Annotated in this window: 11 protein-coding genes; 2 read left to right on the top strand and 9 right to left on the bottom strand. The window is 62.3% G+C overall.

What is annotated here, in order from left to right; translation table 11 throughout:
* Nucleotides 1-471: 471 nt before the first annotated feature.
* Nucleotides 472-2,424 (bottom strand): DUF262 domain-containing protein, encoded by a 1,953-nt coding sequence (locus QSK15_RS22245; RefSeq protein WP_285796094.1) that lies wholly within the window; start codon nt 2,422-2,424, stop codon nt 472-474.
* Between the two features lie 713 nt (nt 2,425-3,137).
* Here QSK15_RS22245 and QSK15_RS22250 point away from each other — a divergent pair.
* Together QSK15_RS22250 and QSK15_RS22255 are read left to right on the top strand one after the other, a co-directional pair.
* Entirely contained in the window at nt 3,138-3,260 is a 123-nt protein-coding gene (locus QSK15_RS22250) for a hypothetical protein (protein WP_285796095.1), read from the top strand.
* A 186-nt stretch (nt 3,261-3,446) separates the two neighbouring features.
* The gene (locus tag QSK15_RS22255) at nt 3,447-5,654 is read left to right on the top strand and encodes a hypothetical protein (protein ID WP_285796096.1); all 2,208 of its coding nucleotides are present in this window, start codon (nt 3,447-3,449) and stop codon (nt 5,652-5,654) included.
* Nucleotides 5,655-6,149: 495 nt separating this feature from the next.
* Here QSK15_RS22255 and QSK15_RS22260 read toward each other — a convergent pair whose 3' ends face one another.
* The 8 genes from QSK15_RS22260 to moaC all read right to left on the bottom strand — a co-directional run bounded on the left by QSK15_RS22260 (nt 6,150) and on the right by moaC (nt 15,068).
* Complete coding sequence (locus tag QSK15_RS22260) at nt 6,150-8,060, bottom strand: DUF8600 domain-containing protein (protein ID WP_502889634.1); 1,911 nt, start codon at nt 8,058-8,060, stop codon at nt 6,150-6,152.
* A 466-nt stretch (nt 8,061-8,526) separates the two neighbouring features.
* On the bottom strand, nt 8,527-9,426 hold the full coding sequence (locus QSK15_RS32545; protein ID WP_352232200.1) for an ABC transporter permease: 900 nt from the start codon (nt 9,424-9,426) through the stop codon (nt 8,527-8,529).
* Nucleotides 9,311-10,105, bottom strand: a complete 795-nt coding sequence (locus QSK15_RS22265; RefSeq protein WP_285796098.1) for an ABC transporter permease — start codon at nt 10,103-10,105, stop codon at nt 9,311-9,313. Before QSK15_RS22265 ends, QSK15_RS32545 begins: the two co-directional genes overlap by 116 nt.
* Nucleotides 10,106-10,110: 5 nt before the next feature.
* On the bottom strand, nt 10,111-10,989 hold the full coding sequence (locus QSK15_RS22270; protein ID WP_285796099.1) for an ABC transporter ATP-binding protein: 879 nt from the start codon (nt 10,987-10,989) through the stop codon (nt 10,111-10,113).
* Between the two features lie 329 nt (nt 10,990-11,318).
* A complete protein-coding gene (locus QSK15_RS22275; RefSeq protein ID WP_285796100.1) occupies nt 11,319-12,557 on the bottom strand; it encodes a phenylacetate--CoA ligase family protein in 1,239 nt (412 codons plus the stop codon).
* 195 nt (nt 12,558-12,752) lie between these two features.
* Nucleotides 12,753-13,847 (bottom strand): GTP 3',8-cyclase MoaA, encoded by a 1,095-nt coding sequence (moaA, locus tag QSK15_RS22280; protein WP_285796101.1) that lies wholly within the window; start codon nt 13,845-13,847, stop codon nt 12,753-12,755.
* Nucleotides 13,844-14,536 carry a molybdenum cofactor biosynthesis protein MoaE gene (locus QSK15_RS22285; protein WP_285796102.1) on the bottom strand — a complete coding sequence of 231 codons (693 nt, stop codon included), beginning with the start codon at nt 14,534-14,536 and terminating at the stop codon, nt 13,844-13,846. The genes moaA and QSK15_RS22285 overlap by 4 nt, the downstream gene beginning before the upstream one ends.
* Before the next feature lie 16 nt (nt 14,537-14,552).
* Nucleotides 14,553-15,068 (bottom strand): cyclic pyranopterin monophosphate synthase MoaC, encoded by a 516-nt coding sequence (gene moaC, locus QSK15_RS22290; RefSeq protein WP_285796103.1) that lies wholly within the window; start codon nt 15,066-15,068, stop codon nt 14,553-14,555.
* Between the last annotated feature and the right edge of the window lie 86 nt (nt 15,069-15,154).

Genomic DNA, 15,154 nt, shown 5'->3' on the forward strand with positions numbered 1-15,154 from the left:
CCTTGTCACCCTTCGTCAACGATTGGGCGGGGTTTTCGGGGGGTAAACGGGGGTCGCAAACAGGGACCCCGCCAGGTCTGGTCGCCCCCTCTGGCCCTGCCACCGTGTCGCGCCCGCCTTACGGCATGCGTGCTGACTGCCGCCGGGCGGTCGCGCTTCAGGAGGCGGGAATGCGCCGCGCCGCGATCGGCCAGGGGCTGGGAGTGGGCTCGGAATCGGCGAAGGCCCTCTGCGGGTCGGAGAGTTCTACACAGCCCCGACTCCGATCCGGAACGTCGGCGACTGGCGGCCGACGCGTACGAGGTCCAGAGCAGAGGCATGACGAAAGACCAGTTTGGCCGGCGCGGGCTCTCGCGCCCCCGGAGGCACACGAGGGCCGGAAGGACGCCGACGTTCTGTTCGAGCGTCACGAGGGCTGATGTCGTGTGGATGGCGGGGTCTGGCTGCCTTCCGCTGGGAACAGCCGCCGAGTCAGGTCCGGCCGTGGACCGCGTTCGTTGGCACTTCACCCCGGGTTGGTTGGGAAGGTATCGAAGAGCCGCCTGGCTGGGTCGTTTCCCCTGCGTTTGTGCCGACGGGGGGTCCGGTCCACACCTGGCAGATGTGGTCCGTCAGTTCCGCTGCCCGCGCCTCGATATCGGCATCACACCAAAGGTCGGGATGATCCTTGATCAAGTCCTTCGACAACACCAGCAGGCTGTACTTCTCTAGCAGACTGCGCTTGCCCAAGCCGGCCTCACCGCCGGAGGTCATGCCCACAGCCTCCGTGTCCGTCCACGGCCGATTCGACAGGGCGCCGTTGAGACTTTTCGCCACTAGGGTGAGGTTGCCAAGAGTCTGGATGCGTCGGTTACGGTCCGCCGCCTGCTCAGGCGTGAGCCTCGGCTCGGGGTTCCAGTGGGTCTGCCACGACTGGGGCATGACGTGTTCGATCTCGAGCTTGGCCGGGAGTGCGATGTTCTCGTGGTACTTGGTGCGAAGCTTCTTTTCAACCGCCTCTAGGACGACGCGCAAGCGCGTTTGACGGAGGTATCCGTAAAGCTTGAGCGAGGGAAGCTCGGCCTTCATCGTCGCGTCGGTAGGCCACAAACGTGCGTCTGCCCGTTGAGCGCCCAGGAAGTTCCGGACGGCGTCGCCCGCCGTGTCGATCGGCGAGCGGTCCAGGAGCTTGAGGATGGAGACCATTGTCTTGTTGACGTCCTTCATGGTCATGCGAAGCAACGTCCGGCGCATGACCCAGCTCTCCAGCGCCCCGAGGGCGATCTCTATCTGCTTCTCGGGCACCTTGTGGTTGTCCGACAACAGCCACAGCAGTAGCGGGCTGGTCGCGGCCAAGCCCATCGTTTCGATGACCCGGGAGTAGAACGATCCCTGGACCGTGTCCTCGGGGAGATTCGTCAAGGCGCGGTAGGTGTCAGCGTCCTTGCGGAATTCGCTCAAAAACTTGTCGGCGTCTTCAGGGCTGGACATGGAGGGCCCGGCGTGCTCAGTGAACACCCGGAATACCTGCTCAGTCTTCACCTCGTCTCGCAACCGCATGGTGAGCCAGTACTGCACGAAGATGTCGATGCGGGAGCGCTGGTGACGGCCTTGGACGATCTCGGCCCGCCACCAGTCATCGTCGAAGTCGACCCAGTGTGTCTCCGACCAGTCCTCGACGTCGGCGCCGGCCTTCACGCCCCGCTGGAACACCCAGTTCTTGATCAGGTCAGCCTTGAGAAGCGGGGTCCCTCGGTCGTTGAGTGTCTCGAAAATCAGTTGGGAGTCGTCGTGGCCCGTCAGATTAATCGCGACGATGTAAAGCCCATCCCTCAGCGTTGCCGACAGCGCCGCCGCACGCGCCTGTTCGGATCCCGGTGGGGTGTTGCCATCGTCGTCGGGCGTTCCGGTGAGCCAGGCGTGAGTCTCGTTAGTGAAGAACTCGTGGGCAGAGATGATCCGGTGCTCCCCCTCCCAGCCGGGCTTGGGATCCATCGCTTGGGCGAACGCAGGCCGGTCATGCTTGGACGGCCACAGCTTGAAACGCTCGGGCTTGCCCTTGAAGGCCGACGAGCGGTTGAAAATGAGCTCTTCGAGGTCTTCAGCGAGGAGGTCGTGCCCATGCTCGGCGACTGCCGCCTGGACGGCATCGATCATCAGTTGGATCGTGGTCATGCGCTGCTGCCCGTCGATCACCATGTGTCGAGTGACATCCCCGACGACAGGGGGCTTCGACTCGTAGACAACCGCGCCTAAGAAGTGGTGTGGCACAGTTGGCTCAGCGCCTGCGGCGACGACGCGGCTCTCGGCGACCCGAACCACGTCGGCCCACAGCGGCGCCCACTGATCTTCCTCGTTCCAGACATACGGCCGCTGGAACGGCGGGATCTCGTAGTGCATCTTGCCGTCGAACAACTGACGAGGACTCAACGCGTCTGCCTTCACAGATGCCACTCCACCCACTCGACCACTACGGGGACAGACGCCATCGTGCCAAAGGGCACCGACAGCGTGCGCCCATGCCGATGAGCGGTCACCGCAGGTTAGCTCAAGTGTAAAGAAGCTGACGACCATGAAACCCTAGCCCTGAAGCCAGCGAACCCGGATTCGAGGACGTTCGCCGTGTCCCTGGGAAGGCTCGGATTCGCGCAATCCGGTGGCCCACGGCTTACCACGACCGCACTGACGGCGCGTCGGACTCTCGCGGCGGCGGACCCGCACGCACACGGCGAGGACCTCGCAATCTCGCTCCAGAACATGATGGCGGCGGATGCCACCAACCGCCACGCGGAAGCGGAGCCTTACTCCCGCGAGGCCGTCGCGCTGTTTCGCAGCCTGGACTCGGAGAACCCGTTCGCGTTGGGGATCGCCCTGACCGACCTGAGCAATGTCCTCGCCACCCGGTCCGAGCCCCGCGCGCCCCGGGGGCGAGCACCGAGGCAGTCGCTTTCCTGCGGGAATCGCCGCACCCCGCCCCCACGCGCACACTGGTTCTGGCACGGGCACTCAAGGCGCACGCAGGGCACCTGCTCCTCCTCGACCGGCACGGTGACGCCCTCGCCGCCAGCAACGAGTCGGTGCAACTTCTGCGGACACTGGTCAGTGCCGATCCCATCGGTTCCGGCAGGATCCCGCGCATACCCAGTTGGTGTTCGGGCATGGTGCGGATCGTCAGCCGCAAGGAGTTCGGGCGCGGCGTCGCCGCCGTCGGGTCGGGCGTGTGGCTCCTCGCCGCCAAGCAGCGTCGGCGAGGAAAGTCGAGTGCGCCCACAATCGAGTGAATCTAAGACCGCCGCAGTCAGCGCGATAGGCAGAGTACGTCGACAGTCTGAAGAGCATCGCCAACATCAGCGCCCGGACGGCGAAAGTCAGGGCCGCGCGACCTTCGTCCACCCAGCCGTAGACCGCCGAACATATTGAGACTGTTGCGTCAAGATCAAGTGACGTTAGAGTATTAGGGTGCAGTCGTGGCGATCATGGCGATGACGACCGGCCAGCGACGGGACCTGTTCACCCGGCTCGTGCAGCGCGCTGTTGCGTCCCTCGACGGCCGGACCCCGACCCCCGTGGTCGCGGAGTCTTCCGTCCAAGTGCCACCCACCCGGCTATGGGCGCAGGCGGTGATGGTGGCGCCCGAGGCGTTCGGCGAGGTGCTCGCGAGCCGGCTAACCGACGGCCCCGTGGTGGCGATCCCGCCGTGGGAGAGGCTGAACAGCCCAGTTCCCCGTCCACGACCGTCCCGCACTCCTTACGCCAACACCTATGAGATGGTCCTAGCGGAGTGCGCGCCTGCGGATCCCGAGTCGGTGATGGCGGCCATTCTTCCAGGGGCAGCGGTGGAGTCGCGTACGACTGCGGATTGGCGTGCCAGGCTGGGCGAACAGTGGCAGGTTCCCTGCGTCATCTATGCCACGAACGTCTTCGACGATGTCGACCCCAGGTTCACGGTCGCGGCGATCGTGCTCCGCGCCGGCGCCGACCGTCAGCCCAAGCCGACGCGCATCTACCGGATTCCGGCGGAGGGCGAGCCGGACGCGATCGCGGAGGACTTCGAGCGTGTGCTGCGGGCCAAGGGCGGTCACCGGTTGAAGCATGGGTATGCGACCCGAATACCCGTCGCTCCGGCGGACGGCTATGGCTTCGATCGCAACGATCCGGCTGTGGCGAGGCGGCAGCAGGCGTGGGCGGAGTTCGGTCACCTCGTCGCGCTCAGCGAGCTGTGCGAAACCCCGGATGGCCGAATCAACCTCACGCTTGACCGCAAGCTTCTCAAATCGGATCGTGAACCGGGAGCGGCTCGGGTTCTGCGAACCCGGGATGTGCTGCGCGATGGCACGCTCGCACCATCGGAGGAGGACGACCTGTGGGCCGCCGTAAGCGACAGCCAGCTGCTGCGCCCGGGAGACCTGCTGGTCCGCCGGATCGCGCGGCGTGACGACCCGAGCGGGCTGCTGGTCGCGGAGGTGTCGGAGGCAGACCTGCCGGCTGTTGCCTCGGATACGCTGCTGATCCTGCGCCCGCGCGCTGGCGTTTCGGACACTCAGATCGAACTGCTCCGGCTCTTTCTCGGCACTTCGTTCGCGAAGACCCTGATAATGCTCGATAATCCGATGCATATCCCGCTGACTGGGCTTCGCGAGCTCCGGGTTCCCCAGCCCGACAAAGCACTGACGTCGGCAATTAAGGACCTGAAGCATGCGGCCGGTCAGTTGGAGGCGTGGCGGTCCGAGGCCACGTCGCTTCTGGAGACCGTGTTCCTCGACGAGCCCCGGTCCGCCCGCAGCCGCCTGTTGGAATCAGGGCGACGACTGCGGATGCGGACGCAGGCCGCCAGCCTTGTTGACGACTTCCCATACGCCGTTCGGACGAGGTACCCCTATCCCATCGCGCTGCGGTGGCGCCACGTCCACGTTGCGCTCGGTTCGGACCCAGCCGAGACCGTGCTCAAGCGAACCCTGAGAATGGCGGAGGCCGTGGCGACCTACGTCGCGCTCCTCGGCGTGGTCGCGGCCCGGGAGGCGGGCATCTCTCTCGGCGCAGTCGGCAGCATCCGCGCCAAGCTTCAGTCCGGCCGCGGCACGACCTTTGATGACTGGCTCAACGTGCTCCTCGGACTCCCCAAAGCACTCTCGCGGCTCCCGGATTCAGCGCCCCTCATCGAGGTCCGCGGCTACTGGAACCGTCCCGGCGTCGCGGAAGCGTGGGAGCGGCTTAAGGCTAGCCGTAACGACGAGGCCCACGAACAGGAGGACGACGTCGATGAGGCGTTGCAGCAGTCACAGGTCGACCTTCAGACTGTACTCGCGGCCGCCGAGTTCCTCTGCGACCTGAAGCTCATCTATGTTCTCAACGTAAGGTACGACTCACTCGCAGACACGTCGACCGTCAGATATCGAGAGATGATGGGCGATCACTCGGTCGTACCGACGCAGACCTTGGAATATCCCGGCCACATTGAGGACAGCAGCCTCTACATCAAGGACGAGCGCGGCCTCTATCTGCTCCGGCCGTTCATCCTCGGTCTGATCTGCAAGAAGTGCTCCCAGTGGGGGACGTTTCACGTCTCTAAGGTACCGAAGGGGACCGACGACGTTCTGATTAAGTGCCTGGACCACGAGCACCCACGCACCATGGACGGCCTCCGCGAGCCCCTACGACTCGTCGGCCTGCTGTAACGCCTGCGCTCCCAGCACGGTCACTACCAGCGCCCCGATGTGGCGGGGTCCATTGTAATGCGCCAGGTCTCGCCCAGCACGGCGAGAGATGCAGCGTGCTGAAGATCAAGATTCGGTTCAGACACTCCCGCCGTGCCGTGTGCACCCTGCGCGCCGTGCGGCTGCGGCTTACCGGTCCAGGTTGCCCAGCGCCTGCTCGGCTAGCCGTTGTCGGACGCCCAGTCCTGATCGCACCGCTGGAACGTTGCCTCCGGTCCGGCGGACTCGGACTCCGCCCACGCCCCCTACGTTCCGATGAACGACGAACCGGCGTCAGGCCCAAGGCGACTACCGAGCCGCCGAACGCGATCGTTGGAGAGCCACAGATTGACCTACGGTGGCCTCTGCTTCTCTCCAAAGCGTCAGGAGGTCGAGGCCGCAATGATCGCCGTCCAGGCGATGAGGGAACGTCGCGCGGTTGGATCGGAGACCGCTTGGCGTGGGTTTCTGGCACGGCTAGACATCCTGGTCGACACCTTCACGAGGCTGTGCGAACTCGCGATGGACATCGACGGTGCCGTCCGCATCGATCGTGAGCGCAAACCAGGTACGGGCGGTCGGAGGTGCTGACGCAGGCAGGGAGACCGAGAGTCGCCCGCGGTCCGTGGGGACTGAGATAGATGGATGAGCGTCGCCCAGGGCCGCGCCTGGGCTATATACCCAGACCTCGATATCAATGCGCAGGGGAATTCCGTCCCTACCCTGCCTGATGATCATTCTTTCGGGCTCTCGACCGTCGAGCACGTCTTTCAGGAGTTCCACGTGCTCACTGGATGGCTGCTCATGGAAGACATGCTGCTCGCCGTCGCCCCTCCTGACGTGAGCATGTAGGTCCAGATCCGGGACCACGGGATCCCAGTGAAGCTCGAGCGTTGCGTCCTGGGTGGCGAGCTTCGGCTTGGGAGGCGGCAGCGCTGCAGTGATCTGCTGTTGGAAGCTGCTGCAGGCCACGGCGCCGGGACGCAGGTAGTCGTGCACCTGTGCCCGATGCCGCCGACTTTGGGGGACGTAGGTAATGGCGGATTGGCTCACCGGACCGTATGCGGCCAAGATAACCAGCGCTGTGGGTAGGCCCCCGCTGTAGTCGGCCAGCGCCTGTCCGGGATTCTTGGCGGCAGGGCGTAGGTATTGCTTTGCTTCGACCGCGAGGAGCGTGTCGCGTTCCAGGTCTGGGCCTGCAAGGAACCTGTAGTCCGGCTGAATGCCCCTTTTGCGGGAGGCACTAATTGGAGCATGGTACGGCGACCGCGTCTCGGCCCAGAGCTGGACGGGGCCTGCAGTGCTGTCCATGTCCGCTATTGGGGTGGCCCGGAAGGGAAACGCCAGTACACCTTCGTGGACTCTGAAGGTCAATCGCCCGGGAAGGGCCTTGTCGAACTCGGTCACCAGCCACGCCGAGTAGAACTCGTGGCGCTTGCCCCAGATCGGCAGCGCAAGCACCTCCTCGAGAGCCTCGCGCACGATCTCTGCTTCGGTCTGCCGCCAGTCGATGTCGTCGAGCCAACCACGCAACCTCGCTGCGATCCGGTTCCCGTACAACCGACCCTCGGCCGCCTTCGCCATCTCCGAGTGCAAACCGAACAGTCGATGAGGGAGCCAGCGCTCGGCGTCACTAAGTCCAACGACTTCGGCGTCAGCCGGCAGCAGGTCTCGGGTGCCAGGCCAAAGCGAGCGACGGTCAGCAGCCAACGATCTGGCTCGGTCGAGGTACGCGCGCAGCACGGCCATGGTGTCAGCCACCGCAGCGTCGAGCGTCGGGGCTCCGGTCGGCGCTGGCGCCGGAAGGCTATTTGGCCAGAAGCCTGCGTCATAGGTCGCGGCCCACGCTTCCAACTCTGGCGACAGATTGCTGATCGGAGCTGAGAATGGAAACCTCCATAGCTGGTCGAGCGTGATCTCGAGGCGCAGCACCGACTGGATGCTGCTCTGAGTCACCCGTACCTGCTCACGGAACGCGGACAGCAGGACGTCAAGCTGGTCGTCCTCGGAGAACTCGTACACGATCCGCAGACTGTCTCTGGTTGCGCTCGCCGCGGCGATCCGTTCATACAGCCTGAGCAAATCGGTCATCATCATCGCGAAGGGGTGTAGATCACGCAGCACCACGCGTACAAGAGCTTCCGCCTGCACACCTAGCCGGTCGAGCTCACGGGCTACCTCCCGACCCGGGAGCAAGCCGAACTCAGTCTTGACACTACGGACCAGATCCGCGTCGTAGTCACGCGGACGCAGTTGCCCGAGCCGACAGAGCCGCCTCCATAGGTCAGCAGCAGAACCGATATGGTCCACAACCTGCAGGTTACAGTGCGCACTCTTCTGCTCGCAGCAACCACATCGCGGCCCGACCGAGTAGCGCGAGCACTCCACAGCCGATGACGAGCCCGAGGACGGCAAATTTGACTGAAGCAATCAGGGAGCGCCGCGCAGCGGCAAGGTCGCCAGCCAGGCGCAGAGAAGGCCGGCTGCGGCCAGGAACATCGAAATGGCGATCTCAGCCACCTGGCGGCGGATGTTGTGCCGGCTCACCGCCCATTGCCTCGGCCTGCCGGCCGCCGCGGACCACTCGTTGCGTTGAGCACTCAGCCAACGTTCTCATGCACTGGGCGGGATGTGAGACTGAGCAGGTGATCCTCAACCGGCGCACCCCCGGTTTCACACCAGACTCTCGCGGCAAACGAGGAGATTCGAACCCAGAACAACCTCATGTCGAGCCTCGTTCAAGGCTTGTCATTGCTTGTCAAAACCCCTTGTTACTGACAGTAATCGCACCAAGCTTGTCATCGCTTGCCGAAAGTGGTCGCTGAGCTGCAGAGACACCGCCAGGCAAGCAGGATCACACGCTTTCCGCGTTGCCATTCGAGGCTGCGCGCCTAGTATGCATTACCAACATGACCCACATGGCCGTCAGCCATCCTGCCGCCACCAGCATCTCCCGAAGCAAAGCGTCGACCGGCAGTGCTCCGGCAACGACGCCACGCATTGCCGCAATGCCGTGCCGCAACGGCAGTATGCTTCCCAGGCGGTCGATCAGTGGGATGGAGCTGGGTGGGATGACGGCGCCACTCGTGAGCAAAAGCAAATAGGTGGCCCCGTTGGCTAGGAGGAGGTCAAGGCGGCGACGTGGAGCCGCAGCGCCTATGAACAATCCCAGGCAGAGACAACTAAACGCGGTGACTATCACGATGGGCGACGCAACTAGCACACTGAGAGTCCGTGAGAAGCCAACGGTACTCGGGCCCACTACGCACAGCACGACGAGGGCGGCCGCTACCCCCTCCACCAGGTAAATCCATGATCTTGCCAGCATTATCACCGCAATTGGACGGCGGGTCAGCCGCAGGCGATGCATCGTTCCCTGCCACACTTCATCGCCGATCAAGTCGGGAGCTCTGGCTATCAGAGCCATCGTGGGCGCGAACGCTACTGACCCGAGGAAGGCGTAGTATCGCCCACTAGAACCCGTTGCATATCCGGCAAGTAGCACGAAGAAGAGTGCCTGCATGCTGGCGCGGGTCGGTACGGTCCAGACGAGCGTCCGCGGACTGGCCTGGCGAAGGTAATCCACGGCCGACAAGCGGACGACCTCTAGATAAAATGGTCGGTCGGCGTCGGTGCACTTAGACAAACTCAAGGCTTCCCCCCGCTTTTCCATGGTGGACCGACCTATGCAGCGCCAAAACGCCTGCCGCGAGGTATCCAGCGCTAAGAAGCAGCACCCAAAGCACTGCCTCATTCTGAACCGGCCGGTTCGAGGCGAGATCAGAGGCCATCACCGTGACATAGTGCAGGCTGATCAGGTCCGCCAGCCAGCGCGCAAAGGGGGGCAAGGACTCGGGCGGGATCACTAGGCCGCCGAGCGCGAACACGGGGTACATCAGGGTGCCGAGGATGCGTTGGCCACTTCGGCTGGCCAGCATGATGGAGGCGAGGAGCACGCCGAGTGCAGTGGCGGAGCCAATCGTGAGGAGGAGCACCAGCGCTAGTGCAGGGCTGGGTGATACGGCCAGCTCCATACCCAGCAATGCTGACGCCAGCAAGAGCGTCAGCCCGATTATGCAGGTGCTCGCCACAGCAACGGCCAGACTCCGGCCGAGCACGACCGCCACCAGAGAGGCCGGCCGGACCAGCACCGCGGCGAGTGTGCCCTCTAGACGTTCCTGGCGAAGAAGGTTTCCGGAAGACCACACGACGTTCGACCAAATGCCCATTACCGCTGTGCCCGCGAGTGCCCGCGCCAGGTACTCGCTCTCCGGATTTGGTCGGGCAAGCACGATCAGCACGACGAACGCAAAAGGCTGGACAACGGCGACCACGAAGGTCAACTGGAACGCCTTCATATCGCACAGCTGCAAGACGAATCCTCGCCAGAGCGCCCAGCAGTTGGCAAGCGTCCTGACGGCAAAAATCCGCACACCGCCTACCTGTCCTTGTATAACGACTGAAGAACAGCTTCGACGCCTACCGATGTAATCTCGATATCGTGTATGCTGTGGTGGGCGATGGTTCGTGCCAGGTCCGCTAGCACCTTCGGCTCCCAGTTGCGAACGTGATGAGTGAGCGTCCAGTTTCCCTCCCCTGTATCCCGCGATATCTCGACGTCCCGACAACCGTCTGTGGTAGCGCAAACGTCATCTGCGGATGGGGGCTCCCCTGCACCATGGAGCCGGATCTGGGCGACAAAGCCGGCGCGCCGACGGAACTGCGACACAGGCATGTCATGGGTCACCGTCCCGGCCTGGAGCACCACCACGCGTTCAGCGAGTAGCTCTATGTCAGCTGGGTTGTGGCTCGTGAGCAGGATGGCGACACCCGACCGTGAAAGGTCGCGCACAACATCCCTGATCCGTGCCGCTTCTAACACATCGAGTCCTACCGTCGGCTCGTCTAACAAGAGCAGGCGAGGAGTCATCATTAGCGCGGAAGCAAGATGCAGCCGCTGACGCATCCCCCTGGAATACTCCTCGACGGGAGTACGCGCCCTTCGGGCGAGCCCCACCTGCTCAAGCGCTTCCCATGACCGAGCACGAACTCCCTGCTTTATGCCGGACAATCCCCCTAGGAACACTAGATTATCCAGTCCTGAAAGCCGGTTATAGAGGCCCCGCTCTCCCCCAAAGGTCACGGTAAGGCATGATCGCGCTGCCCGTGAATTTTTGACGACATCATTACCGCAGATGCGAACAGTACCCGCCGACGGCAATAGCAGAGTTGCGATAATCTTTAGCAGGGTAGTCTTGCCAGCACCGTTTTCCCCGAGCAGCCCGACCGCTTGGCCAGCGGCGACCTCGAAGCTCACATTGCGCAGCGCCTGAACTCTCGGGCGAGTGCCGAAGGACCGCGCCACGCCGCACACCTCAAGAACTTGGGTTCCCGTCACAACAATCCTTCCTCCTGCAGTTCTTAGCCCAAAAGCTGAGGTTCCCCTCGTAAGGCATTGATTTACCAATTCGGAGGTGAGACAATCCATTCAACCTCCGACAAAGGAAGGGAGGTGGGTAAGCATGACTAAGCAGGAACTGATCAGCCAGATCGAAATTCTCCTCGCTGGCGAAGACGGCGGCTGATGCAGCCCGGCACGGCTCGGAACGGGCTAGCGGTTGCCTACGCGGTGATGCCCGTTCCGGGTCATGGCGATTCTCCAGATTCGACAAGACTTACGAAATCAGCTGCTTTCCCCCCGGTCGAGTTAAGGAATGGCCGTCGGCCGGTGGAATCGATCCGAGCAGTAACCAATTTTTGCAGGACTGCGTCTGCGTGCTCGACAATCTCCCTTTCGTGAGCCTCGGTAAAGGATGCACCTGGACTAACGAGTATCGTTACACTCAAGTCCGACTCCTGGATTACTTGGAAACGCTCGATTGGGTAACGTCTGATTGTTGAAACGACCCGAAAGGCGTCGACCGTCTTATCTTCCGACAGTCTGATCATCCCAGGACGGCGCCCGCCGACTAAGCTGAGCACCTTGTGGGGCCTGACGCATTCACATGGACTCACTCGAAGTGCCCCTAGGTCGCCAGTGCGATACCGGATTAGTGGCATCGCCTCGTTCACCAAGTTGGTGATGACAATCTCCCCCTGCGTCTCGTCGGGAACGGGTCGCCCGTTCTCATCCACCACTTCGAGCCAGATTCGTTCTGCTTCAATATGGTAGGCGCCGCGCTCGCACTGAGCCGCGATAGTTCCGACCTCCCGCATGCCGTAGAGGTCGTAAATTTGGCAACCAAAGTATTCGACAAGCCTCTGCCTTGCGGCGGAGGTAAGAACTTCGCCGTAGGTTTGGATTGCATGCAATTGCAAAGGTGGCCCAGGGAACGTAGCGAGCGCATCTTGGAACTTTAGGCAGTGGGACGGGCGTAAGAACAATGTGTCGGGGCGGAACTCACGTGACCGCGCAATCATCTCTGCGAGATAAGAATCGTCGTCGGCAGGGCCCCATTCGGCCATCCGGCAAAGCCCCCAAGGGGGGTAGTTATACTCGGACCAACGGGGGAACAATGACCAGAACGGCCGGAGAACCTTATGGTCGATCGCCAACCCATAGGCGTGGTTTCGCCTCATCGCCGTTGCGTGCATGTGAGCCAAATGTTCGCTGCTAACGACGAGCTTCAGGGGTATACCGGAAGTACCCGACGTGACTACGGCCTTGCAATCCACCGGGTTTATATCATCGGCGCAGTAGTCGGGGAGCCTTTTCGCGAGTTCTTTGCGGGAAGTGAGCGGAAATTCGTCTAGCCACTCGAACGGGTCCGCCGCGGCCATGGCTTCCGAAACCTGGCCGGCGTACGCGGGCACCTGCTCAGTCGCTTTTTTCAGAATCCTATTTAGCCGAGAGGCTTGAAGATCGCGGAGCATCTTGGAGGTCATGGGCCGCTCAACGTACCGACGGAATGCGCGATAAATTTCGGGGAACAGAAGTGCATTCTGAGTCATCTCCCGTTGATGCGCGTGCCAATACTGCTCGTACTCCCTCTTGGTTTCGATTCCCGGGGTGCTCGGTGCGGCCATTACATGGTCCTCCTGTCGCAAGCCTAGCTAGATCTCCCCTACGAAGAGAGAGGACTAGCCGCCGCGTGTATGCATCTCGAGGTGCGGATCGCTCGTCAGGGCATCTACGCCGACTAACGCACCACGCTCTCGGTGTTGAAGACGATCTACGGCCCCTTGATCTCGACGGGCCTTCCAAAGTCCGTTGATCAAATCTGCGAGTTCCTGGATGGATGCACCATCGCGAAGCGGCGTCCGGAGGTCGGCTCCCCCGAGTGCGTATAGGCACCGATACCACATCCCGTCAGCAGTCAGCCGGCTGCGGTTACAAGTGCTGCAGAATGGCCGAGTCGTCGATGAGATGATGCCGAAAGTATGGCCGTCAGGCAGCTCGAAGCGCTCGGCCGGGGCGGTTCCACGGCCGGCGACGGGCTCAACTGGCCCGAAATGCCTACTAAGCGACGCCAGCATTTCCGGGCGTGTAAAGACCTTTTCTCTCGACCAATGCGTTGCTCCCCCGACGTCCATGTACTCGATGAACCGGACCTCGGCGGCCACCGTGCGGCCGAATTCGATTAGGTCGGCAAGTTCGTCTTCGTTGAAGCCGCGCACTACCACTGTGTCGAGTTTCGTGCCGGTGAAGCCTGCGTCGGCTAGCGAGCGAATGCCGGTCAGCACATCGGTGTGGGAGGTTCGGCGTGTGAGCCTAGAAAAACGATCTGATCGCAAAGTGTCCAGGCTAACCGTCACTCGACTGAGTCCCGCCGCTTTGAGAGCCTTCGCGTACTTCGTTAGCAGTATCCCGTTTGTGGTCATAGCGATCTCGCGTAACTCTGACCTGCTCGCTAGCTGGGCGACCAGTTCCGGCAGCCCGCCGCGTAGCAGCGGCTCCCCGCCGGTTAGCCGCACTTTTCGGACGCCGAGCTGGAGAAATGCATCGACGACGCGAACAATCTCGTCAAAGGACAAAAAATTGCCCCGCGATAGCCACGCATACTCTTCCTCTGGCATGCAGTAAGCGCAGCGTAGGTTACACCGATCTGTTACGGATAGCCGCAGGTCCTCCAATGGCCTGTCGTATACGTCCCGTGGCTGACGAGCGAACCTTGGGCCGCCGGGAACGTCGTGTGCGGTCACGAGCGGTCCCTGCTCTGCAACCTCATTGTTCATGGCGTTTGGTTGAATACAGGGATCCCGGCTGCGTTAACCCATTCGCCGTCCGTCGGGCCGATCTCTTTCTTCCAGATCGGAATGTCCGCTCGCATCGCTTCCATGCAGCTGCCGAGGATGTCATGGGCTGTTCGTAGCGACGGGGCGCCGACCGCAACCACTCGAATGATCTCACCCACGTTGAGAACCCCCGTCCGGATGGCGATCGCAACGCGGACGTTGTCGGCCATTGCTTCACAACGATCAATAATCGTTCCAAGTTTTTGGATTGCCATCGAGGGGTAGGCCTCGAATTCAAGCCGCACAGTGAGTTTGCCGCTGTGACTAATGTTGCGAACAAAGCAGGTGGAAGTTGTCACATTGCCGTGATCGGGTGCCGTGACAGCCGCGATGACTTCGCCGATATCAAGTGCGTGAGTCACTAGGCGACAGTACTTGCCCGCCCCACCTGCAACCGGCGGAATAAGCACTACCTCGTCGCCATGACTAAGTACATGATTTAAGTCGACGAACTCCTCGTTCACCGCCACCCGCAGTCGGCCTCGCAGCTTTTGGAGGTCTGGATACTTATATGTGAGCTGAACCAAGAACTCCTCAACCGTTGGCGCTCGCAGGTCGTCGAAGGTCTCGCGCGGTCTCTTGCATATCTGCTCTCTAATTACCCCAAAATAGAGGGCGTCGATGTTCATCAGGTGCCGCCTTCTGTTAGGCCTGACGCCTGTAGTAGCCACTTTTTCCGCCGCTTTTCTCTTCGACCCGCACCTCGCCTATGGACATCTCCTTATCGGCGGACTTGCACATGTCGTACACGGTAAGGGCGGCGACGGCCACAGCCGTCAGGACCTCCATCTCGACACCGGTCCGCCCGGTCGTCGCAGCTCGGGCGACCACGCGCAGACGGTTCGGTTGTAGGCTCTCAAAGGTAATCGCGACACTCTCAAGGAAGAGCGGATGACACAGTGGAATAAGGTCGCTGGTACGCTTGGCCCCCGTAATCCCAGCAAGGCGAGCCGTTGCCAGGACATCGCCTTTAGCACCTTTTCCGGACGTGACGAGCTTCAGGGTTTCCGGAGCCATAAATACGATCCCCGAGGCAATGGCTTCACGATAGGTGATGGGTTTCGGCGATATCTCGACCATGTGGGCGGCACCCGTTGCATCTAGATGTGTCAGCGGGTGTGCGCTCTCGGCGACACCAGAATCGACGGACAAACCCTTCATTTTCACAACCTCTCGGTTAGCTGTTCGGCTCGTGTGGCGTGATTTGACGGCGCGCCGAGGGTGCCTCGTCCCCCTGAAATCCCGCT

This window comes from Micromonospora sp. NBRC 107095, assembly GCF_030269705.1.
Classification (GTDB): Bacteria; Actinomycetota; Actinomycetes; order Mycobacteriales; family Micromonosporaceae; genus Micromonospora; species Micromonospora parva.

Coding starts and splice junctions, on each gene's coding strand:
- QSK15_RS22285 (WP_285796102.1), bottom strand. CDS start 14,536: ATGAACATCGACGCCCTCTATTTTGGGGTAATTAGAGAGCAGATATGC.
- moaC (WP_285796103.1), bottom strand. CDS start 15,068: ATGAAGGGTTTGTCCGTCGATTCTGGTGTCGCCGAGAGCGCACACCCG.
- QSK15_RS22250 (WP_285796095.1), top strand. CDS start 3,138: ATGGTGCGGATCGTCAGCCGCAAGGAGTTCGGGCGCGGCGTCGCCGCC.
- QSK15_RS32545 (WP_352232200.1), bottom strand. CDS start 9,426: ATGAGGCAGTGCTTTGGGTGCTGCTTCTTAGCGCTGGATACCTCGCGG.
- moaA (WP_285796101.1), bottom strand. CDS start 13,847: ATGAACAATGAGGTTGCAGAGCAGGGACCGCTCGTGACCGCACACGAC.
- QSK15_RS22275 (WP_285796100.1), bottom strand. CDS start 12,557: ATGACCTCCAAGATGCTCCGCGATCTTCAAGCCTCTCGGCTAAATAGG.